General features: G+C 68.3%; 22 protein-coding genes and 1 tRNA gene. 6 read left to right on the forward strand and 17 right to left on the reverse strand.

What is annotated here, in order from left to right:
• Positions 1-44: 44 nt before the first annotated feature.
• The 4 genes from KBX08_RS17645 to KBX08_RS17660 form a co-directional block, all read right to left on the reverse strand.
• Complete coding sequence (locus KBX08_RS17645; RefSeq protein WP_210784571.1) at positions 45-758, reverse strand: response regulator transcription factor; 714 nt, start codon at positions 756-758, stop codon at positions 45-47.
• Positions 731-1,939 carry a hypothetical protein gene (locus KBX08_RS17650; protein ID WP_210784572.1) on the reverse strand — a complete coding sequence of 403 codons (1,209 nt, stop codon included), beginning with the start codon at positions 1,937-1,939 and terminating at the stop codon, positions 731-733. The genes KBX08_RS17645 and KBX08_RS17650 overlap by 28 nt, the downstream gene beginning before the upstream one ends.
• Entirely contained in the window at positions 1,929-3,107 is a 1,179-nt protein-coding gene (locus tag KBX08_RS17655; protein WP_210784592.1) for a sensor histidine kinase, read from the reverse strand. Before KBX08_RS17655 ends, KBX08_RS17650 begins: the two co-directional genes overlap by 11 nt.
• Before the next feature lie 119 nt (positions 3,108-3,226).
• Positions 3,227-3,622, reverse strand: a complete 396-nt coding sequence (locus tag KBX08_RS17660) for a VOC family protein (RefSeq protein WP_210784573.1) — start codon at positions 3,620-3,622, stop codon at positions 3,227-3,229.
• A gap of 139 nt (positions 3,623-3,761) precedes the next feature.
• Between KBX08_RS17660 and KBX08_RS17665 the strand changes: the two genes are divergently transcribed.
• Positions 3,762-4,760: a hypothetical protein gene (locus KBX08_RS17665; RefSeq protein WP_210784574.1), complete on the forward strand. Its 999-nt coding sequence runs from the start codon at positions 3,762-3,764 to the stop codon at positions 4,758-4,760.
• 53 nt (positions 4,761-4,813) lie between these two features.
• On the opposite strand, the gene KBX08_RS17670 is transcribed toward KBX08_RS17665, so the two are convergent.
• Positions 4,814-5,137 (reverse strand): plasmid stabilization protein, encoded by a 324-nt coding sequence (locus KBX08_RS17670; RefSeq protein ID WP_091405580.1) that lies wholly within the window; start codon positions 5,135-5,137, stop codon positions 4,814-4,816.
• Between the two features lie 365 nt (positions 5,138-5,502).
• Here KBX08_RS17670 and KBX08_RS17675 point away from each other — a divergent pair, with 365 nt between their 5' ends.
• The gene (locus KBX08_RS17675; protein WP_210784575.1) at positions 5,503-6,249 is read left to right on the forward strand and encodes a GAF and ANTAR domain-containing protein; all 747 of its coding nucleotides are present in this window, start codon (positions 5,503-5,505) and stop codon (positions 6,247-6,249) included.
• Positions 6,250-6,426: 177 nt separating this feature from the next.
• Positions 6,427-6,924, forward strand: a complete 498-nt coding sequence (locus KBX08_RS17680; protein ID WP_210784576.1) for an STAS domain-containing protein — start codon at positions 6,427-6,429, stop codon at positions 6,922-6,924.
• A gap of 41 nt (positions 6,925-6,965) precedes the next feature.
• Here the strand turns inward: KBX08_RS17680 and KBX08_RS17685 are convergent, their stop codons facing one another.
• The 3 genes from KBX08_RS17685 to KBX08_RS34905 all read right to left on the reverse strand — a co-directional run bounded on the left by KBX08_RS17685 (position 6,966) and on the right by KBX08_RS34905 (position 9,261).
• Complete coding sequence (locus KBX08_RS17685; protein ID WP_210784577.1) at positions 6,966-8,009, reverse strand: hypothetical protein; 1,044 nt, start codon at positions 8,007-8,009, stop codon at positions 6,966-6,968.
• Positions 8,009-8,506, reverse strand: coding sequence for a SigE family RNA polymerase sigma factor (locus KBX08_RS17690; protein WP_210784578.1), 498 nt, complete (start codon positions 8,504-8,506; stop codon positions 8,009-8,011). Before KBX08_RS17690 ends, KBX08_RS17685 begins: the two co-directional genes overlap by 1 nt.
• 143 nt (positions 8,507-8,649) lie before the next feature.
• On the reverse strand, positions 8,650-9,261 hold the full coding sequence (locus KBX08_RS34905; protein WP_374101950.1) for a DUF3592 domain-containing protein: 612 nt from the start codon (positions 9,259-9,261) through the stop codon (positions 8,650-8,652).
• A 612-nt stretch (positions 9,262-9,873) separates the two neighbouring features.
• Here KBX08_RS34905 and KBX08_RS17700 point away from each other — a divergent pair.
• Positions 9,874-10,176, forward strand: a complete 303-nt coding sequence (locus KBX08_RS17700) for a MerR family transcriptional regulator (RefSeq protein WP_124822122.1) — start codon at positions 9,874-9,876, stop codon at positions 10,174-10,176.
• A gap of 93 nt (positions 10,177-10,269) precedes the next feature.
• On the opposite strand, the gene KBX08_RS17705 is transcribed toward KBX08_RS17700, so the two are convergent.
• Positions 10,270-10,614: a hypothetical protein gene (locus KBX08_RS17705; protein ID WP_210784580.1), complete on the reverse strand. Its 345-nt coding sequence runs from the start codon at positions 10,612-10,614 to the stop codon at positions 10,270-10,272.
• Between the two features lie 713 nt (positions 10,615-11,327).
• Here KBX08_RS17705 and KBX08_RS17710 point away from each other — a divergent pair.
• Positions 11,328-12,542 (forward strand): hypothetical protein, encoded by a 1,215-nt coding sequence (locus KBX08_RS17710; protein WP_247669574.1) that lies wholly within the window; start codon positions 11,328-11,330, stop codon positions 12,540-12,542.
• Here the strand turns inward: KBX08_RS17710 and KBX08_RS17715 are convergent.
• The 7 genes from KBX08_RS17715 to KBX08_RS17745 form a co-directional block, all read right to left on the reverse strand.
• Positions 12,522-13,556 carry an NAD-dependent epimerase/dehydratase family protein gene (locus KBX08_RS17715; RefSeq protein ID WP_210784581.1) on the reverse strand — a complete coding sequence of 345 codons (1,035 nt, stop codon included), beginning with the start codon at positions 13,554-13,556 and terminating at the stop codon, positions 12,522-12,524. The two genes, KBX08_RS17710 and KBX08_RS17715, sit on opposite strands and share 21 nt — an antisense overlap.
• Positions 13,557-13,742: 186 nt before the next feature.
• Positions 13,743-14,624 carry a hypothetical protein gene (locus tag KBX08_RS17720; protein ID WP_210784582.1) on the reverse strand — a complete coding sequence of 294 codons (882 nt, stop codon included), beginning with the start codon at positions 14,622-14,624 and terminating at the stop codon, positions 13,743-13,745.
• Positions 14,617-15,300, reverse strand: a complete 684-nt coding sequence (locus KBX08_RS34910) for a site-specific integrase (RefSeq protein ID WP_210784583.1) — start codon at positions 15,298-15,300, stop codon at positions 14,617-14,619. The genes KBX08_RS17720 and KBX08_RS34910 overlap by 8 nt, the downstream gene beginning before the upstream one ends.
• 519 nt (positions 15,301-15,819) lie before the next feature.
• Complete coding sequence (locus KBX08_RS17730) at positions 15,820-16,593, reverse strand: hypothetical protein (RefSeq protein ID WP_210784584.1); 774 nt, start codon at positions 16,591-16,593, stop codon at positions 15,820-15,822.
• A complete protein-coding gene (locus KBX08_RS17735) occupies positions 16,590-17,225 on the reverse strand; it encodes a hypothetical protein (protein ID WP_210784585.1) in 636 nt (211 codons plus the stop codon). The genes KBX08_RS17730 and KBX08_RS17735 overlap by 4 nt, the downstream gene beginning before the upstream one ends.
• Before the next feature lie 777 nt (positions 17,226-18,002).
• Positions 18,003-18,200, reverse strand: coding sequence for a hypothetical protein (locus KBX08_RS17740; protein WP_210784586.1), 198 nt, complete (start codon positions 18,198-18,200; stop codon positions 18,003-18,005).
• A gap of 57 nt (positions 18,201-18,257) precedes the next feature.
• A tRNA-Arg gene (locus KBX08_RS17745) sits at positions 18,258-18,333 on the reverse strand.
• A gap of 160 nt (positions 18,334-18,493) precedes the next feature.
• Here KBX08_RS17745 and KBX08_RS17750 point away from each other — a divergent pair.
• Positions 18,494-19,189: a hypothetical protein gene (locus tag KBX08_RS17750; protein WP_210784587.1), complete on the forward strand. Its 696-nt coding sequence runs from the start codon at positions 18,494-18,496 to the stop codon at positions 19,187-19,189.
• A gap of 21 nt (positions 19,190-19,210) precedes the next feature.
• Here KBX08_RS17750 and KBX08_RS17755 read toward each other — a convergent pair whose 3' ends face one another.
• Complete coding sequence (locus KBX08_RS17755; protein ID WP_210784594.1) at positions 19,211-20,206, reverse strand: alpha/beta hydrolase; 996 nt, start codon at positions 20,204-20,206, stop codon at positions 19,211-19,213.
• Positions 20,207-20,239 lie beyond the last annotated feature (33 nt).

Here is a 20,239-nt window from a genome sequence, read left to right on the forward strand (position 1 = left end):
GTACTGAAGCCTTCCGGACCGCAGCGCCCCTGTCATGACGCCTGTTAGGGGGTCGGCCGGTCGTGTGTCGCCTGTGACCGGTAGATGCCGATCTCCTCCGGGCGGACGAGACCGTCCTCGATCGCACGGGCGAGCAGTGCCGCCTTTGTGGCGGCTGGTCGCCCCGCCCGGGTGTACTTGATCCGCGCCCGGTCGACGTACTGCTTCACTGTGTGCTCGCTGATCTGCATCCGCCGGGCCACCGACGCCTTGGACATCGACTGGAACCAGAGCAGCAGTGCCTCACGTTCCTTGTCGGACAACATCGGCCGGTCCGGCCGTGGGTCGCCGACCATCGCACCGGCCAGCGCCGGCGGCACGTACGGGCGGTCGCTCGCGGCGGCCAGCACCGTTTCCACGCAGTGTTCCCGGCCCTCGTGCTTGGCCAGGAACGCCACCGCCCCGGCGTCCAGCGCGGCGAGCATCGTCTGCGGGTCGGTGTGCTCCGAATAGACCACCACCCGCCGGCCGGCGGCGCTCAGCTCGGCCAACTTGTCCAACGCCATCCGCCCGTGCAGTCGCAGATCGAGCAGGACGACGTCGGCGTCCGGCGCGGCCCGCAGCACCGCGTCCGGGTCGTCGCCGGTGGCGAGCACCGTCAGGCGAGGCTCGGTGGCGAGCCAGGCGCGGACCCCCTCGACCACCACCGGATGGTCGTCGACGATCGCCACCCCGACCGGCCGATCGCCGCTCACCGCCGCCACCGGGTCTGCGCCCATCTGATGTTCCCGTCCCGTTCGTAGAGGTACTGCACCGGCCCGTCGTCGTGCTCCCCGGGGGGCGGGCCGGTCGACTCCGGCCCCTCCCGATCCGGGGTGACCAGGCTGACCACCACCTCGTCCGAGCCGGAGACCACCGTCAGACGCGCCCATCCCCGGGCGTCGGCGAGGGTGCCGGTGAGCGGGTCGGCCAGCCGGCGGCGGACCTCCACCGGCAGTGGCGGCGGGGTGCCGATGGTGACCAGGTCGATCGGAAGGCCGTTGCGTTCCGCCAGGTCGGCGGCGGCTCGCAACTCGTGCAACAGCGGGTCGGGCACGTCGTCGGACTCGGCGATCAGCCGGCGCAGCCGGGCGGCGGCCAGCATGCACCGGCGCTGCACCTCCGGGTCGTCCGGGTCGGCCTGGCCGCCGGCCAGGTCCCCGAGGACCCGCCCGGCCGCCGAACTGACCAGAGCGAGCCGGTCCCGGCGTTCCCGACGGCCCCGCTCGGCGGCATCCCGCTCCGCGGCCATCGCGTGACCGGTGGCCGAGACGGCGGCCCGTTCCCGAGCCAGGCCGACGATGACAGTGCTGCCCACGAAGACCGCCACCGGCAGGGAGAACGTGCCGTAGACGTACATCACGTAGCGTGCGACGTCGGCCGGATCGGGGCCGTGCACGAGAACGGCGACCAGGGCGATCAACGCGTGCGTGCTGAGGAGCGCGATCAGCCCCATGACGCGCCGGCCCCACACCGCGAGCACGAAGAACCAGCCCAGCGTGCCCCACACCCAGTTGGCGGCGGTGAACAACTGCCGCTCACCGGCCGCGGCGAAGACTGCCGCGTCGACGACCAGCAGCAGCCCGGCCAGCGGCCACGGCGGCAGTGGCGAACCTTGCAGTAGCCGTACCCCGGCCACCGCGCCGGCCACGGCGACCAGTATCCAGGCGCCGAGCACCACCGCTGGCGCGGCGAACTCCGCGCGGGCGGAGAGCACCGCCGGCAGCGCGATCGCGACGTGCCAGGCCAACGCGATGGCGACGGCGGCGATCCGGGCACCCCGGTCGGACGCGTGCGCCACGGCGGCCGGCGCGGCGAGCGCTGCGGGGGAGTCCGGCTCCCGGGGCGTCGGAACGCTGGTCCGGTCCGGTGCCTCCGGCGCGTCGGTGGGGTGCGCCGCGGCGTTCAGGTCAGCCGACACCGGGCCACTCCAGTCGGATCCGGGTGCCCGCGCCCACGGCCGAGTGCACGTCGGCCCGGCCACCGACCGTCGCCATCCGGCCGCGGATCGACTCGCGCAACCCGTACCGGTGCGGTGGGACGGTGGCCAGGTCGAAGCCGGGGCCGTCGTCGGCGACCTCGACCACGACGCCGATCGCGTCGCGGGTCAGTCGCAGGGTGGCCCCGGCGCCCGGCGCGTGGCGGACCACGTTGGACAGCGCCGCGTAGGCGCTCTCGCTGATCGCGTCGGCCACGCCGACCGGGACGGCGCAGGACGCCAGGTCCAGCCGTACCGCAAGCTCGGGCAGCCGGCCGACCACCAACCGCAACCGCCCGTCGAGCGGCACCGGGCCGTCGCCGGCCACCGGGCCGACGTCGGTGAGCGTGACGAGGGTACGCAGGTCGGCCGCGCACCGGTCCCGGAAGACGGCCGAGGGCCCAGCCACCGCGCCCAGCCCCACCATGGTCAGCGTCCCGAGCACCGTGTCGTGCAGGTCGCGGTTCTGCTGGCGTTCGGCCTCGCGGGCGGCGCGCGCGACCAACGCCTCCCGGGTCAGCCGCTGGTGCTCGACGAAGGCGCGGTCCGCCCGGCCGATGCGTCGGCGCATGACCGCCGCCATCATCGCCGTGCAGGCGGTCTGCGCCAGTAGCGTGGCCGCGTGCGCCCGAGCTTCGGTGGGGTTGCCGGCGGCCTGCGCCCCGGTCACGTAGGTGGCTATCACGAGCAGCCCGGCCGGGATCGACCAGCGGGCCGAGGTCGTTGCCTGTGTGTTGATCACCGTGGTGCTGGCCAGCACGGCGATCCAACTGCCCTCGCCGGGCAGCACCTCGGGCGCCACCAGCACCGGGATGAGCAGGCAGGTCAGCGCGGTGACCGCCACGTCACCGGTGACGAGGCCGGGGCCGATGCCGTGGCGCAACGCGCGGTGCGCGTACCAGAGGGACCAGCCGGTCAGCACGGCCACGGCGGGCAGCAACACCGCCTGCTGCACCGGCGGGGTCTGCACCGACACGGCCACCGCCGCGCCGAACAGCCCGCAGCTCAGCCGCAGCAGCGCTGGCAACGTGGTGAAGATGAGGCCCAGAGCCCCGCCGGCCGGATTGTCGAGCGTGGGCGGCGGCACGGTTGGGGTGGCAACGGCCGGCATCGGGAAGTGTCCTTCCGACAACGACCCGGTCCGGGTCCACGCGGCGTAGATCGACATCGGACAATAGCATGGTGGACCGTGACGGGGTGATCCTTTGTGTGCGGAGTGTCGCTAATGTGTCACTCTGTGCTGCGGGGCTGAAGGAGGTCCCAGCGGTTGCCGTAAATATCGACGAACACCGCTACCGAACCGTACGCCTCGTGCCGCGGTTCCTCCAGAAAACGCACCCCGGCCGCCACCATCCGGGCATGGTCCCGGGCGAAATCCTCCGTGTAGAGAAACAGCCCGACCCGGCCGCCGGTCTGGTCGCCGATCCGAGCCTGCTGCTCGGCGCTGCTCGGCCGGGCCAGCAGCAGTGCGGTCTCCCGGGCCCCCGCCGGGCGGACCACCACCCAGCGTGAACCGTCGGGTCGGGCGGTGTCCTCCACCAGTTCGAAACCGAGGTCGCCGACGTAGAAGTCGATCGCCTCGTCGTACTCCCTGACCAGCAGCGCGACAAGTCCCAGATGTGCCATTCGGCCATTCTGCCGGCGGATGCCCCGGGCCAGCCGGCGACGCCCCCACCGGTCGCCCACGTCACGCCTCGGGCCGGCCGGCCGGAACCGGACGCGTCTGTCGTCCGTCTCATCCTCGGGTGGAAGGGTGGTGAGCCGGATGCGCTCGTCCCGGACGGTACTGGCGGTGGCACTGCTCGGCATGGCGATGGGTGGCTGCGGTGGCACGGTGGTCGGGCCGGGCGATCCGAGGGAGCCCGGTCCGGCCCAGATCGTCGACGGGTGGACCTCCTGCGCCGAGGCGGCACCCCGGGCCGGCGAGATGATCACGGTGCCGACCACGGAGACGTCGCCACCGGCCGGGACAGAGCCGACGATCGGTCGCATCGACCCGGCGTTCACCCCGGTCGTGGCCGTGATCTGCGGGCGTGAGATTCGGCCGGGCCCCAACGGCGGCCAGGAGCAGATCGCCACCGAGCGACGCGCCGAGCAGATCGCACCGCTGCTCACCGCACTTCGCCTGCCCAGCGAGCAGACCGGCGGGGAGGTCGCCTGCACCCTCGAGATGGTCATCCCGCCGTGGTTGGCCCTGGTGGACGACCGGGGGCGCTGGCTGCGGCCCCACATCCCAACAGACTCCTGCGGCAAGCCTCGCGCCGAGGTGATCGCCGCGTTGGCCGGGCCGCGGTGGACCACTGTGGACACGCGTACCATCCGGCAGATCGAATCCGCGGCGGCCGAGGCCGCCGGATGCGCGCAGCAGTGGACGGACATGGTGTGGGTGGAGACCCGGAACGGTAGCCCCAGGCCGCCCGGGCCGGGGCTACCGCCGGCCGCCGGGCCGCTGCGCCTCTGCGTCTACCAGGTGCCCGCGTCGCTTCAGGAAGGCGAGAAACCCGCGGGCGACTTCGTGTACGGCGGTCCGCTGCCAACCGAGCGCCAGGCGGGCGTGCTCCGGGCGCTGTCCAACCGCCGGGCCGTGACCGACTGTGCCACCCCGGCGACCCGCTTCGCGGTGCTACGCCCGCTCGAAGGTGCAGGCCCCGACCGGTACGTGGAACTCGATGGCTGCCGCCGTTTCCTGGTCGCGCCGGCGAGCGGCGCTGCGCAGCTCGGCCAGGGCGACGACACGCTGGTCGCCCTGCTGAAGCCCGTCTGAGCCGACTCGGCAGGTCCCGGACGCCCGCCGTGTCGGGGCGGGCAACGCGGCTGCTACTTCGACAGGGCACGCTCCAACTCGCTCTTCGACATCGAGGAGCGGCCCTTGATGCCGCGTTGCTTCGCCTCGTTGTACAGCTGCTCCTTGGTGCGACCCTGGGCGCCGCTGTGGGAGCGCTTACCGCCACGGTGCCCTGACGACACGTCGTTCCGGGAGGACCGGCTCGCCGTTCGGGACTCACCGGAGCGGGCCCGTTCCTTGTTGACGGTGCGGGCCGCGATCTCCTTGGCCCGCCCCGAGGAGGCGCCCCGCTGTTGCGCGCTCTCCTTGATGTGCTCGTACTGTCGTTCTCTCTTCGGGCTTGATCCTGCTGGCATCGGTGCCTCCCACCTCCGCTGTCGGGTGCGGTCGAGGCCCGGCTCGTGCGCTGCTGAGCTGACGTCGGCACATTCCGAGCCGGGGCATGGTGTTCACGCTGTCTGAGCACGATGCCCCGCCGTCCGGGGGGTCAAACGAGTGCGCCCGAACCGATCCGGCTGCTTCGGGGACGTTCCACTCCGCGTCGTATAGTTGTCGCCGCAGCCGACGCCTGTGCGTCGGTCAGTCAGCGTCCAGCAGCGGGCGCCCGGGCTCGGTTGGCGAGTCCGTGCGGCGCCCCGTGCTCGCGGTGCGCCATCACCACGCGCGCTGCCGTCGCCTTCCTGCAACCGGTACGCGCCCCGGGCACGAGGACCTTGAAGTCATGGCACAGCAGCCCATTGACCCCAATGCGGCGATCTCCGAACTCGGTCAGATCAAGCTCGGCGAAACCGACCTGTCTGGAGTGTTGACCCAGGTCTCCGAGTTGGCACGGCGAACGGTCCCCGGCGCCGAGGAGGTGTCGGTGACGTTGCTGAAGCAGGAGGGTGCGCACACCGCAGCGTTCAGCGGTGAGATGGCGCTGCAGCTCGACGAACTGCAGTACGAGCATGGTGAGGGTCCCTGTCTGGAGGCGGCCAGAGACTCCGCCGTCGTGTCCGTCCCCGACATGTCCGAGGAGATCCGCTGGCCGCAGTGGGCGGCCGAAGCCGTGCAGGGCGGAGCGCGCAGCTCACTGTCGATCGGGTTCCCGATCCAGGAGTCCGTGCTCGGTGCGCTGAACATCTACGGGGTCGAGGCGGGTGCCTTCGACGACGACGCGGTCGCCCTCGCAGAGACGTTCGCGGGGTACGCCGCTGTCGCCCTCGCCAACGCCCACCTCTACGACACCACCGCCACCATGGCCGCGCAGATGCAGTCGGCCATGCAGAGCCGGGCCGTCATCGAGCAGGCCAAGGGCATCATCATGGGCGAACGCCGCTGCACCCCCGACGAGGCATTCGCCGTCCTGGCGAAGGTTTCCCAGGACTCCAACCGCAAGCTGCGGGAGGTCGCTGCCGCCCTGGTGGAACGGACCACCCGACCGCCGGGTCTCAAGCGTGACCGCGGTGCGTCCGGCAACCTACCGTAGGCTTCCGGCAACCGACTGCTGTTCTCCGGAAGTGGCGGCCCGCCAGCGCAGCACCGACTGAGGTCGGCCGGGAGCGGACGCGCGGAGTGGCGGACGACTGCCCAGGCGGTTATCGTCGAGGTTGGTCAAGCCACGCGCCAATCCTGTTACGGATTTCAACAGGAGGCGGGTGCTCCCATGACTGAGCGTTCCTGGCCCTTCCAGAGCCATCTCGACAGATCCCCGACGGCAGTCACCATCGGTCAGGTCACGTCAGCGGTGCTTGCCGGCAGCAAGTGGGACGGCCGCCTCGACCTCGACTCCTCCGGGCCGTCGTTCCAGGTGACCCGCTACACCGAGCCCACGAACATGTCCGCGACCATCTCGGCCGACCGGATGGTCGTCGCCCCGGTGGGGTACGTCGACATGGACACGGCGCCACGCCTGGCCACGGCCCTGATGATCGCCATCGACAGCCATCCGGAAGTCTGTTGCGACCTGACCGGCGTCGGCTTCTTCAGCGCCGCGGGCGTGCGCGTACTTCTGCTGGCGCGGAACCGGGCGGACCAGGCCGGCTCCCGCTTCTCGATCCGAGGCGCCGGGGGAATCACCCAGCGGGTGCTGCGGATCACCGGGGTGGAGCGGCTGCTCCTCGGCCCCGAACAAGACACCGGCCCAGCCGCGCGGCTCGGGTGATCCGCAGCTCATGAACCACACACCCTCGCCAGGTGGTGGCGTCACCAGGTGTCCGGGCGGTCGAGATCGCGGGCCGGCTGGTACCCGCCGAGGATCGCCAAGCCCTCCGCCTCGGTGTAGCCGTTCCCCCAACCCTTGCGAAACGCCTCGACGAAGCAGCGCTCGACCACCATCTCCAGCACGTCCCTGCCTTGTCGGCGGGCCCGGTAGGGGCCGGCGACAAGGTCTCCGCGGCGGGCGTCGTCGCCGGCCGGGGCGAGTTGCGCCCGAACGGTCAGCCAACGACCGGATGCGTCACCGACCACCAGAGAGCCCTCGACGAAGGAGTCCCGCGCCGACCGGCCGAGCGTGACCGAGCACTCCAGCAACCGTCCGTCGGGCGGCAGCGACTCCAGGCGGAACGGCACGACACAGCGGTGGGCACCATCGAACCGGACCCGGCTCGCCGTGCCGGCCGCCTCGTCCCGGGTGGTCGCGTAGATGTCCAACTGGGCCCAGAGCCCGTCGGCGGGTTGCCAGCGGACGAACCACAGCTTCCGGTCGCCGGACGGATCGAACCAGGCGGCCCCCGGGCGGTCGCCGACCCGCACCTCGGTCCGTCCCTGCGGTCGACCCTGTGAGGACAACGTCTGCTGAAGCCCGTCCAACAAACCTTCGGTACGCGCCAACACGAAACGGGCCCCCCCGGTCGGGCCCCGAAACTCGACGCTCTCGATGCCGCGCCCGGTGCGCCACGACGCGGAGCTGGCATCGCTCACCAGCGTGTCGGTCGAGAAGTGCACGGTCGCGGGATCGGCACCGACCTCCTCGGGGCGTACGGTCCCATCGCTGTGTGCCTCCGGCAGCATCAACGCCGCGGCCGGCACGATCGGGTCATCGGTGGTCCCGCCGCCCGGAATCACCAGCACCACCGAGGTGAGAGCGGCACACGCCGCTGCCACGCCGCCGGCGATCAGTCCCCGTCGCCACACTCGCAACCGCCGGCCGCGATGCCGGGCCTGTTGCACGATCGGCGTCGGATCGATGTCGCCACCCGCCCGATGCTTGAGCGTGGTGGCGAGCTGCTCATCGAGGTCACTGAACATCAGAGCTCTCCTGCCCATGCGTGGGTAGCTGCAACCTGACGCTGACGCAGCGCCGCCAGGGCCCGCCTCGCGTGTGTGCGTACCGTCCCGGTCGAACAGGCGAGGATCTCGGCGATCGACGTGTCGTCCAGATCCTCGTAGTAGCGCAGGACGATCACGGTGCGCTGACGCGCCGGCAGATCACAAACCAACCGCCACAGTGCGTCGCGCTCGGCGACCCCGGCGGCCTCGTCCACCTCGCCAGCCCGATCGAGCACCGCAGCAACCGAGACCTCGCGGCTGCTGAGCCGACGCCACCACGAGTTGTGGGTGTTGACGAGCATGCGCCGGACATAGGCATCAGGACGGTCCGTCCGCGAGATGCGGCCCCACCGGGCGTACGCCCGCGCGAGGACATCCTGAACCAGATCCTCGGCTCGGTGCTCGTCACCGGTCAGCAGCCGGGCGAGCCGCACCAGCGCCGAAGTGCGAGCGAACGCGTACTCCTCGAACGTCACGCCCTATTAACGTCGTAGGCCGGCCGCCCCGTAGACACCTGCCGGGCACTTTGTGCGAAGCAGGCCCAGATCAACCGCGTGACGCGGCTACTTGCCGCTGACGTTTGGCACTACGGGGCGCTGCGGCTATGCGCCCGGGTGGGCTAACGCCGCTCGCCGAGTCGAGGCACGGGCTGGCGGTTGCGCCACGACTCCGCGTCGCCTCGCAGCCGGAGCCAGTTGCGCCGCAGCCACCACGCGTACGCCAGTGCCAGCACCGCGCTGCCAGCGAGGAAAAGGGTTGGGAAGAGCACGCCCGGTTCGTCGCCCGACAGGTAGGCACTCTCGATTGGGTTCACCCGGTCGTAGGTCACGTCGACCTCTTCACCAACGCTCGGCTCGTCCCAGGGTGAGTAGTTGATCCAGGTGTTGACCTGCTCACCGCTTCGGGTGGTGAAGCTGACCGACACCCACCACTTCCGGCCGTGTACCTCGCGCACCGTCCCGACCGCCCGCTCGCCCCGTTCCACCATGTCGTTCCGGTGGCGCAGGTCGCGGAGGCCGCAGGTTACGAGGACAAGTACCAGCAGTGCCCCGACAACGACGCCGAGGGCCGGGTGCCGGAGCCAGTAGCCGGGGCGCCATCGGCCGCGGAGTTTCGGGTCAACCAACTCGGCTGACTGCCCGGTGGCCCATGGTCGCGTCGCTCGCGAGCGTCGTCGGTACCGCTTGGCCACCGCGCCTCCCGTACGTCCCCTCGGGATGTTCCGGCCCACGGTAGTTGGCTGCGCCAAGCCCTAGGACTACCCACGTGCTCGGAGAAAATCTATGTGCGAAGCGCTAGACATCCTTGCCGGTGTCGGTTAACGTTCCTGGGGTCGAGAACAGAGCAAACAAAGACGCTGACGTTGCCGCCCCGCACGAGGGCGAAGGAGTGGGGCCAGGAAATCGATAGGCCCTGCTTGGTTCGGCGGCAGAAGTTTTGCCGTAGTTAGGTAGTGGTGTGACAGCGGGTGAGGCCGACGCTGGTTCAGGGCTTCACCCGAGGTGAGAGGGTTCGTCGTACGTGTCAGGGCCATGAAGTCGCGTGGGGCTCGGACACCGACGGACAGCACGGAGTACGACAGAGGAAATCAGAGGCAAGGGAGGGCTTTACACCGTTGGATCGCCCGCAGTCAGCCGCATTCATGGGCTGTCGCGGACACCGCAGTTTCCATCGAACGAGAGGTGGTCTCCGGTCACGCATATGCGATCCTCGCACCCGAAGCCGTCACTGACGGCCGGTGCGGACAAGACAAGCCGACGTTCTGTCGGTAGATGGTGTTCCTGACCCACAACCCTTGGGCCCCGGTGCTTCCGAGCACCGGGGCCCTCGTGATGGAGGTTCCATGGCTCAACCCGGCGACATGCTCGACGACGAGGACTACCCCGCCTACACGATGGGCCGCGCCGCCGAGATCATCGGCTGCTCGCAGGACTTCCTGCGCCGGCTCGGTGACGCGAAACTGATCGACCCGCAGCGCTCCAGTGGCGGGCACCGCCGCTACTCCCGCTACCAGCTACGCCTCGCCTCGCGCGCCCGAGAGATGTGCGACCAGGGCACCGACCTGGCCTCGGCCTGCCGGATCATCATTCTTGAGGACCAACTCGAAGAGGCCCTTCGACGCAACGAGCGCTACCAGCAGGGCTGAACACTCCCCACGCGGCGGCCGCCCGCGAAGCTGACGCCAAGCGCCACACGGTCCCTCCCACCAGGGCAGGGGCCGTTCGTCGTCCGCGGACCTTTAATGGCTCGGGGGAAGGGCGCCACTCGGGGTGTACCGTTCCCCGTCGTCGCCCTGAAGGTTTGCCTGGAAGTCCTCGGCAAGGCCCCCGAATCCCCGGTAGGCATCGCCGTCGAAATGGCCCTTGATCTCGATGGCACCTTCGAACCAGGTCAACGAGACAACGCTTCCATCGCCGCAGGTGAACACGTAGAAGGGGTGGCGGTCCTCGTCCCACCAGATCCATCCGCCCTGGGTGAGCGTCGGACTGCATTCCGCGTAGGCGAGCCACTCGTCCAGAGCGATCGGGTGCTCTTCACTCTCGTAGTACTCCGCAGCCCGGGTGACGTGCAGTTCGTACCCCATCGTTCCTCCCCGCAGTCGGCTCCCGGCCCGGGCGGAGCGCAGCTCGGGCCGGCGCCCGCTCAACGTACAGCGGTGGCGGAGGCAGTGGCTCGATCATGGACGCGTCCAAGAGGTGCGGCCGCCAGAGCCGTCGGACGATTTCGACGACTCGCAGATCAGCCCTTCTGCAACATCACCGCTGCCACTTCTGCGGCCAGTTCGATGGCCCAATCGAGCTGTGGGCAGACGTTTCGATCTCGGCACTCCAGGCACCCTCCTGCACGCCAAGGCTGGTCGAGTGCCCGAGTCCAGTGCGTGTCCAAGATTCGCTTGGCTATGAACAGCTCTGTCGCTCTGGAGATCGGTTCATCGATCGGCACCGCGACCCCCGCTCAGGCTCGCGCCGCAGTCGGAGAATTTGCCTCTTCCGTCCATGCCCACTGTGGTTCGCCGTGGTCTCGCCTCTTCCGGTCGATCTCTGAGTGGTCCCCGGAACCGGGGCAGATTGTTCTTGAAAGCGAGGGGTTCAGCCACGGCCGTCTCCTCAGTAGTCTGTGGTTGGCGTCCCGTTCGGCCTGCTGAAACCTAGTGAAGTCGAAAGCGGGTGGAGTGCCGATGCAAACCCAGTGCAATGCGCGGCAATCCGATGCAACTTGGAAGCTCGGGAGACCACGGTGGCGACGGTAGACCGATGGACAGGAAAACTTGCCTGCTCGCTTCAAGCTGCCGCCGGCATGACGAACGAGGGATTCGCGGGGTGGCTCGGGATCGCGACAAGGACAGTCGCCTACTGGCACAGTCGACCCGACACTGTTCCTGGAAACGCGAATCAAGAGTTGCTGGAGGCCGCTTTGGGCCATGTATCGGATTCGGTTCGATCACGTTTCTTCGAAACGCTCGGAGGAGTGCAGTCCGACGGCATTGCCGGCAGCGACGGCATTGTTCTGGATGGCGTGAGCGCTGCTGTCGACTCGGTCGCCAACGATTCCTTGCTGATGAGTCTTGCTGTGCCGCACGACTCCATCGAATCCTTGCAGGAAGACGTAAGGCTGCTCGCCCGGTCGGGCGGCATGGCGGCCTTCGACGTGTTCAGCGGCGCCCGGCGGTTGCGCGACGAGGCAAGGGCTCTAGTCGAGCGCACCCGTCGGCCCGTTGAGCTGGCCGATCTCTACGTGATCATCGGCCAGAGCGCCTCCCTGATGGCTTCCACCGCCTTCGATCTCGGCCACTGGAACGAGTCGGCGGCACTGGCCAGGGCGTCGACCCAGTACGCCGACCTGGCCGGACATGCGTCGTTGAAGGCATGGACCTACGGCCTGCAGATGACACTTGCCAACTGGCGTAACGAGCCTGATTCCGCGCTGAGCTACTTCGCTCGTGCCATGCGAGCGGCCCCGGAGGGAGAGCCGAGGCTGAGGCTCCGCTATATCGCGTCCCGCTCTCATGCTCTGCTCGCCGATTCCGATTCAGTCACGACGGTCCTGGTAGCAGCCCAGCGAGACAGAGAAGCGGCAGCGGAACGACCCGACGAACTCGCCACCTCTACCGGCGGGGAATTCGCATTCGGCGAAGCGCGGGCGGCGGCGTGTGCGGCGGCGGCATGGCTTGACCTTCGCAACGGCGAGCAGGCCGCGAGGTACGCCCGAGAGGCGTTGCAGGTGTACGAGGCGTTGCCCTCGCCCAGGCGGCCGTACTCCCAGATCAGCGGTACGCAGATCGATGTCGCCGCCGCTCACCTCCACATGCATGACAAGGATGGTGCGGCCAAAGCGTTGTGCACCGTCTTGGACCTGCCGCCACAGAAGCGCAACGTTTCGCTGACTGGCCGGCTGGCGCGGATCGGGCGCCTGCTGAGCGAATCGCCGTGGGACCGCGACGCTGACGCTCACCAACTCGCCGAGCGCACCTCGGCGTGGTTGTCGGAAACCTCAGCCCGTCCGCTCACCTGACCGGTGCCAGGCGGCCAACACCTGCTCTTCCTTCTCCCGGCTGATGCCGATCTCCGCAGCCCGATCGTGGTTGCTGACCTCGCCGTTCTCCACCATCCATCGCCAGGTGTCGCGGACGGTCAGCGAGAGCGGTCGGCAGCGCAGGCCGGCTGTCTGCGCTTTGGCGGTGTCGACGCGCCACGCGCCGTCGAACGTGCGCCAGAGGGGTAGCTCGGACCACTGCCTGACGCCTTGGCTGAGCAACACCTCATCGGGCACCCACTCGAAGGAGGCATCACCGCGGGTTGCGTGGGCGCAGTCCGCCAGTAGTCCGCCGAAGGTCGCTCGGTCCACTGGGGCGCAGACGTTGAACGCGCCGGAGGAACCTTCAGTGATGGCGTGGAGTGTGAACGTGGCCAGGTCGCGTACGTCGACCGGCTGGATGGTGCGGTCGGGGGAGCCGGGGGCTAGGACTCGCCCACCAGCAGCCACGCGGCGCAGCCACCACGGTAGGCGGCCGACGTACTCCCGGGGGCCGAGCACGACACCGGGGCGCAGGATTGTGGTCCGATCCGCTCCGAACGCGGCGACTGCTGCTGCCTCACATCCGGACTTCTGGTAGCCGTACCGGGTCGGTCCGTCCTCGGTGTCGGTGCCGTAGTCCGGGCCGGCGTCCGGCGGGCAGTAGAGCACTTCGGAGAGTTCGCTCAGCGGCTTTGATGGCCAGTCTTGGTAGACGCTGACCGTAGACATGAAGACGTAGCGACCGGCGACGGGAGCGAGAGCACGGGCCACGTCGAGAGTGTTCCTCGGTACGTATCCCGAGGTGTCAATTACGGCATCCCAAGGGCCGGCAGCAGCGAGGGTGGCGATGTCTTCGGGGTGGGTTCGATCGCCTCGGATGGGCTGTACAGCTTCTAGGAAGGGGTCGGAGGTGCCCCGGTTGAAGGTAGTGACCTCCCAGCCAGCGTCGATGGCTGCTGTGACGGTCGCGTGGCCTACGAACCAGGTTCCGCCGAGCACTAGCAAGCGCATAGGCACATCATGCCAATTAATCGATCAGCCGCGAATCGGCCCCGTGCCTGGGTAAGGCGGGCCGCAGGTGAGCCGGCGTCGGCCCGGCCCCGCCCGATGGCGGCCAGCGCAATATCGGCCGGGGCGCGCCGGGCGGATCCCCTCGTCGGTCGATGACTGCCGGACGCGGGGACCCGCTCGCACCAGTTAAGCAGCCCGAAGTACGCCTGTAGCAAGCCAATGAACGAGCAGAACCGCCAAATTAACCGCTGCCTCCGCCTCTTCCTGGTTCTGCCGACGAGAACTAGCACCTCCGCCATGGCGTGAATGCTGGGCATGCCAAAGTAACTCCATCATCACCACAACGCCTTCCGCGTTGCGCGGATCGCCAGACCTATCAGGAAGAATAACGTTCCACTTGTGCGGCATGCTCTTAAGTTGTCCGATGACGGTACCGAGCGTTGACTTGTTGCTATCGGCTCTCTTTTCCTCCACGAGGGGGCAGGCAATCTCTTCAACTGCCCTTATGGCCTCATTGAATGCTTTATCCGGGTCTGGGTTGCGGCCATAGGCCGCCACCCAAGCTGCCCGTATATGCGCCGCAGCATCTTTCGGAGCTGCAACTACGGCCTGATCGAGCGCCTGCTCAACGGTGTTGCCTACCCTGCGGACCAACCGTCGCTCGTCCAACTCAATCCGATATGACGAGCCGCCGTCCGACAGAACGTCTTGCAGCTCAGCTAGGCGGTCGATCCAGTATTCGAAGGTACCTGCCATCCTGTGAACGTTGTATACATTTTCAGATCGACTCCATCCGGGGTGAGACTGAAGGATCGCGTCAACGACATCGAGCAACTCCGGAATGTCGGCGCGAACCAACCTTGTCTCGTAGTTTTGCTTGGTTCTTGGTGTTAGGCGGAGGCGAAGGCATACCCGACGGGCTGTATCGTATTCCTCTTCAAGAGACGCACTTATCCAGTGGCGAAGTGGCATTTCTAGCCAGTCGGGCACGCCGTCGTGTAGGGCGCTGTCCGGCAACCGGCCGGCAAGCCGGTCGCTTAGACTCTGAAAGGGTTGGCGGTCAGTCACTGAGCCAGGCTAATGGGCGAGCGCTAGCCGATCGACCCCGTTCTGAGCGGCCCTGCCGTAGTGCCGGTTGCGATCCGCTCGCGAAGCCTGCCGCTATCACCCGGTAAGGGCTGCACTCCGCCGTGCGTCGCGTCGGTGCGACAGGTCGCGGTGGCATCCATGCGGCCAGCGTCCCGGCAGCCCGTTGGTCCGATCCCGAGAGCCAGGCGGCGTAGACCCGGAGCGCCGTTGTCCCGCCGTGGCCAAACCGCCCGGCGACCGTCCGTACATCGACACCCGCGTTGATCAGTTCGGTAGCCCAGTAATGGCGCAGCGCGTTGATGTGGCTGTCCATGCCCAGCCGGGTGGCGAGCCGACCGTACCGCCGGGTGATGATGTCGGTCGATAGCCACGGCTGTTGTCCGGTTCGGGGGAGACGATATAATCGGCAGAGTCGGCGTCCGCATCGAGCTGCGCCAGGCGGTCGAGATAACGCCCGTGCAACCCCCCGGCAGCACTTCGATCGTCTTCGGGTCGAGAGTATCCCGCCACTGCTGGTGCGTCTTGGTGTCCTTCTCCCGCAGCTCGCCGTGTTCGTCCAGGTAGGCGCTGCGCTGCAACTCAGCACACCGACGGCCAGGTCGAGATGCTGCCAACGTAGTGCGCACAGCTCGCCGCGCCGGGCGCCCGTCGTCATGGCGAGCCAGACCAGCGCCCCCAGTCCGGATCGCGCCAGGCTTCATTCCGCCGATCGGGTCGACCCCGGCATAGACCTTCACCCGCAGTGACTCGCTGGGCAGCGTTTCGATCTCGCCCGCTGGCGCTTGGTGCGTCCGTTCGAGGCTGCCACGGGGTCACCGTAGACCGCTCGCACCACGAACAGCCCCACGCGAGCTGGTCGGAAGAGGGAAGTGCCTGAGCGCCCGGCAGGATTCGAACCTGCTGCCTTGGGATTAGAAGGGCTACCAGCATTTCCCCGGACCGCCTCGCATGGCCGTCCCCTCTGCGCTGGTAGGGCCTCACGGGGTGCAGTTATTGCAGGTCAGCGCACATCTAGATGCAACCCAGCAGGTTGTCATTTCCGATCGCTTCTGGCCGTCTCCGGAGATCGCTGCGGACCTCGACGGACCTCCGAACTTGAGCCGGCGCTACACGGTAGGAGTACTGCCCGTGGGCAGCGGCTCCTCTCCCGTGCCGAGAGGAGCCGCTGCGCCGGCTACAAGACCTGCCGCGGAAGGATCCGATCCTCCACCGCCTTTGCGCCGATGGGAGAGAGGGTCACGTGGCCTGTTGTCTCGTCGTACTCCACAAGTCGGTCCCGATGGAGTTGCCGGAGGACTCTCTTGTAGTTGGACAGACGATCTTGTTCGAGATGCTTGGCGAGGGTCCTGTCCGTTAGTTGCGTAGTGAGCGAATGAAGCAGCAGCAGAGTCTTGTTGGGGAGGGACAGCGACGGGTCGAGCACCCGCGCTGTATCACCGACATGCCAGATCAACGGGACTTGGCGCTCCACTAGGGCTTCGACAACGCTCGTTGCCGTTGCTAGGTCGGTGCCATGGAACAAACGGACGAACTCAGCCGTGATCCACTGAGCCGCGTGCAGCACGAAGGTGGCATCCATGTGGTTAGCGCTTACGTCGCCGCCAACATGCCCAACGCCGCGATTGTTGCGGATGTCGTACAGCGCAACGAGCACACGAGGTGCCGTCACCCGCGCCGACCTCGGATACAGCTTACTGTCCGCGTTCTCCAGTAGCTTGCAAGCATGGTCGAAGCGGGACGGCTTGCTGGCTGTCTGGGCATAGTTGCCCCCATCTAGATAGCCCGCAAGGATCGTGTACCCGACTTCCGCGAAACGTCCACCGTCTAGCTCGGCCGCTTCCCACCGCCCCTCCCGGTAGTTGCGAGTGATCTTGCGAAACTCCTCTACCAACTCGGCGCGGAGCCCTGGCGGCAGGTGCGCCAGGGCCGTCGCCGCGTCAAGCGTCACTTCTTGCCCTTCGGTAGCGGCATGCCCTTCACCGTGTTGCGGCCTCCGGGCGTTGTCTTGATATCCGTGCTCTTCCGAGTGTCGATCCAGTGCTGGCTAGAAGCTGTCTTGCGAAGCGCAACGTCCGGGGAGCCTGGTTCGTCCCAGTCGACAGCTTTGTAGGCCGCCAGAACCTGGCCGACCCCAACCGCCGGCAGTTCGGCCACGTGCTCCAGCCAGAAGACCGCAAGCAAGTTTTTCTGGTCGATCGTTGCCGGCCGCTTGGCTTCCACGAAGTCCTTGAACGACTGCTTGCCCTCGGGCCAGAAGTCGATGTGGCGATCCGGCGCCCAAGTCTTGCGGGTGGTGGCCTTCCGTGGCGTGGTGGCCTTCTTGACCCTCCGCGACCGACCCCCAGTCGCGGAAGGCTCTACATCAGGCTGTTTCTCGGCTTCTGCAACCCGTCCGTTTTCAGTGGGTTGCTGCGAGACCGGCAGCACCTCCGGGGGAGCCGTTCGCGGCGTCGGCACTCCCTTGAAGGTGCTGATCAATTCTTCGAAAGCCCGCTGCTTCAGTCCATCCGGAAGATCCCTTACCGCCTCCGCGATCTTGGGCATGACATCGAGCAATTGCTGGAAGTCCCCCTCGGCCACTGACCCCTCCCTATGCCGGTGATGGTGAACAGGCCATTCTCTTACGCAGAGGGAGCGATGTAAAGCTGATCAATGCGAGTTGGATGATCAGTTACGTGGGTATCGGACCGAATGTTCGAAAGCTGATGACTCTAGATTACGTCCTACTGTTTACAACTATGCCAAGCTCCGCCGCTGAACAACCGTTACAGGACAAGGGTTCTAGTCCATCGGTACCCGCCCGATCCGTGCGCCACCGCGGTCGAAGACCTTGCCCCGAGCGCGGCTCTCCGTACGGTGCTGGTCGGTCGCATGCCTCCGCCGCGTCTAGCATCTTGCGCCAGGCGTCCGGATCCGCCGGAGCCGGGGCGGCACCGTGAGCGCCCCACGGGAGGTTCGTCGTGACATCCGCTCGGATCGTTTCCGGCTCCCCCTGGTCGAACTTGCCGGAGAGCAGATCCCGGGGACCTTGCGTCCAGCCGGCTCCACGGTGACGTCGATGTCCATGCCACCCTTGAATCCGGCCCGCTCCAGCGCCCAGGCGATCGCCGCTGCCTCGACGCGCTCCGCTGTGTCCCGATCCTCATCGGTCGCCACCCGAGCGGACGCCTCGATCCGTTCGATCAACTCGACAACTCCTCCTCGCGTCGTACATCGGCGGCCGCTCTTAGGGAGGGGCCTAGCCGTACCTCGGTGGGCCACGAGATCGCGTACTTGAGCCGTACGTCCCTGCCGTACTTGGCTCCGACGAGGGCAGACACACCAAGATCCGTAAGGCCGTACTTGACCCATACTTGGTCATCGGGCCGCCTCTCCGGGCTCCCGGATGTACTGGAAGCGGTCCGCCGTCGAGCCGGACGCACCCCCGCGCTCGCCCTTGATCTTGGCCACGGAGCCGTCCCGAGCCAGCGCCTCCATCTGCCGCCGTACGCACGCCTTGACCTGCCGCGAGGACGACCGCGTGGGTGGGCCGGGACCGAACGCGCGGACCCTCACCGGACCGTCGATCTTGGTCGGAGTTCGGAGTGAACCTGTGTCTGAGCAGATCAGGTGTGGTGCGCCCGGCAGGATTCGAACCTGCGGCCTTGGGATTAGAAGTCCCCTGCTCTATCCGCTGAGCTACGGGCGCGTGTGGCGTGAATGTCGCGCCCAGAGGGTACCGCCGTCCCACTGCCCGACGGCGAAAAGGGTGCCCGCGTCCACGTTGCCGAGCAGAGTCTCACGTCGACCTCGTAGCGGGCATCCGGGTTACCGCGGACCGAACTGGCGTCGGACCGTACCTTTGGCTGGTGTTGCTGGATTCCGACGCCGAGAGCGACGTCGCCTACGAGCTGTGCCAGGTCGTCGGTCGCGCCATCCTGCCGTACCGGTCCTCGGGCGACTTCGGTACCGCGTTCTTCTTCCAGGGCGGCGACGACCCGGTGGGGGAGTCGTTGCTGACGGCGGCCGACCTGGTGGGCGGCTCAAGTGGTGAGTTGGGCCTACGGGCGAGCGTCACCGAGCCGGCGGGGGTGGCCCCGGCCGTCATTTCCGAGGCTGAGATCGTGCCCGGTTGGGCCCGCTTCCCGGGCGACGGGGTCGCGGTGTTGCCGACCGCTGGCCTGCACCGGTATGCCGGCGACGGCGGTTGGCGGTGGCGCGTCCAGCCGGTGCCGGCGGGGATCGCCGCCGGGCCCGAGGTGGTCGCCCGCCTCGGCGCCGACGCCAGTTCCGCTCTCGTGCTGGCCCATGGGGTACGCGAAGACGGGTCGCGGCCGCTGGAGGTCGCGATCGAGCGGGTGGTCCGCGACGGGGACGCCGTGCTGATCACCACCGACCTGCCGCCGGGGTACGTCGGCGCGCCGGTCTTCATCGTTCAGGCCGAACCCACCGGTGAGGTCTCCCCGTACTGCCTGGGCCTGGTCCTGCCCGGTGTCGGCGCACACCCGGTGGCGACCTTCGACCGGATCCGTGCCGTCCTCCCGGCGACGCCCGGCGACATCTGAACCGCGTGTTGTCCGGCCTGGTCAGCCGCCGGGCGTCGCCGCTCCCGTCGTGTCGGCCGGGGCGGTGGGGCCGGCGGCGAGGAATGCCTCGGCCCAGCGGCCCACCTCGTCGAAGACCTTTGTCCGTACGGCGGGGCCGGAGAGCGTGAGGTCGTGCAACCCGCCGTCGAAGCGGGCCAGTGTGACGTGGCGACCGAGGCGGGGCGCGTAACGGACCATGTGGTCGACGTCCAGTACGGCGTCGGCCAGTGTCGCGTTGTCGTGCCACTTGGTGCCCCGGAAGGACCGGGTCGAGCAGGCCAGCAGCACCGGCACCTGAATGTCCAGCCCGGCGCGCAGCCGGCGTTGCCCGGTGCGGATCGCGTTCAGCCAGCCGGCCCGGACCGGGAACCCGGCCAGCGGCTTCCACGCCAGGTCGTAGGTCCACTCGCCGCGGTGGTCGGAGTGGATGCTCTCGCCGTACACGGTGCCCAACCCGAACGGGAGGATGCGGTGCGGCGCCCTGCGGCCCAGCCGCGACGCGGCGGCCGCGAGGGGTCGACGGACCGCCCAGGGGGCGTTCAGGTCGAAGAAGGGGCTGTTGAGCACCAGGCCATCGATGGTGCCGGTGTCGCGGCGGGCGTCCGCCCAGAGCGAGATGATCAGGCCACCGGTGGAGTGGCCCATCGCCAGCAGGGTGTCGTGCCCGTCGTCGGAGCGGATGATCTCGGCGGCGGCGTCCAGCTCAGGGAAGTAGTCGCTGATGTCGCGACAGAAGTTGGGGGTCTGGGCGGGGAGCAGACTGCGGCCATATTTGCGCAGGTCGAGCGCGTAGAAATCCCAGCCTCGCTCGGCGAAGAAATCGGCCAGATGCGTCTGGAAGAAGTAGTCGACGAAGCCGTGCACGTAGAGCACGGCCCGCCCGGTGGGGCGCTCGGCCCGCCGCCGGACCACTGTCGCGACGACGGGGCCTTCGTCGTCGGTGCCCAGGTCGATCGTCTGCCGCTCGTACGGCGGCCCCAACACGTCCGGTTCCACGAACGCGACGCTACGCCGCCAACCTACCCAGCG

This window comes from Micromonospora sp. H61, assembly GCF_018070325.1.
In the GTDB taxonomy this organism is placed as follows: Bacteria; Actinomycetota; Actinomycetes; order Mycobacteriales; family Micromonosporaceae; genus Micromonospora; species Micromonospora salmantinae.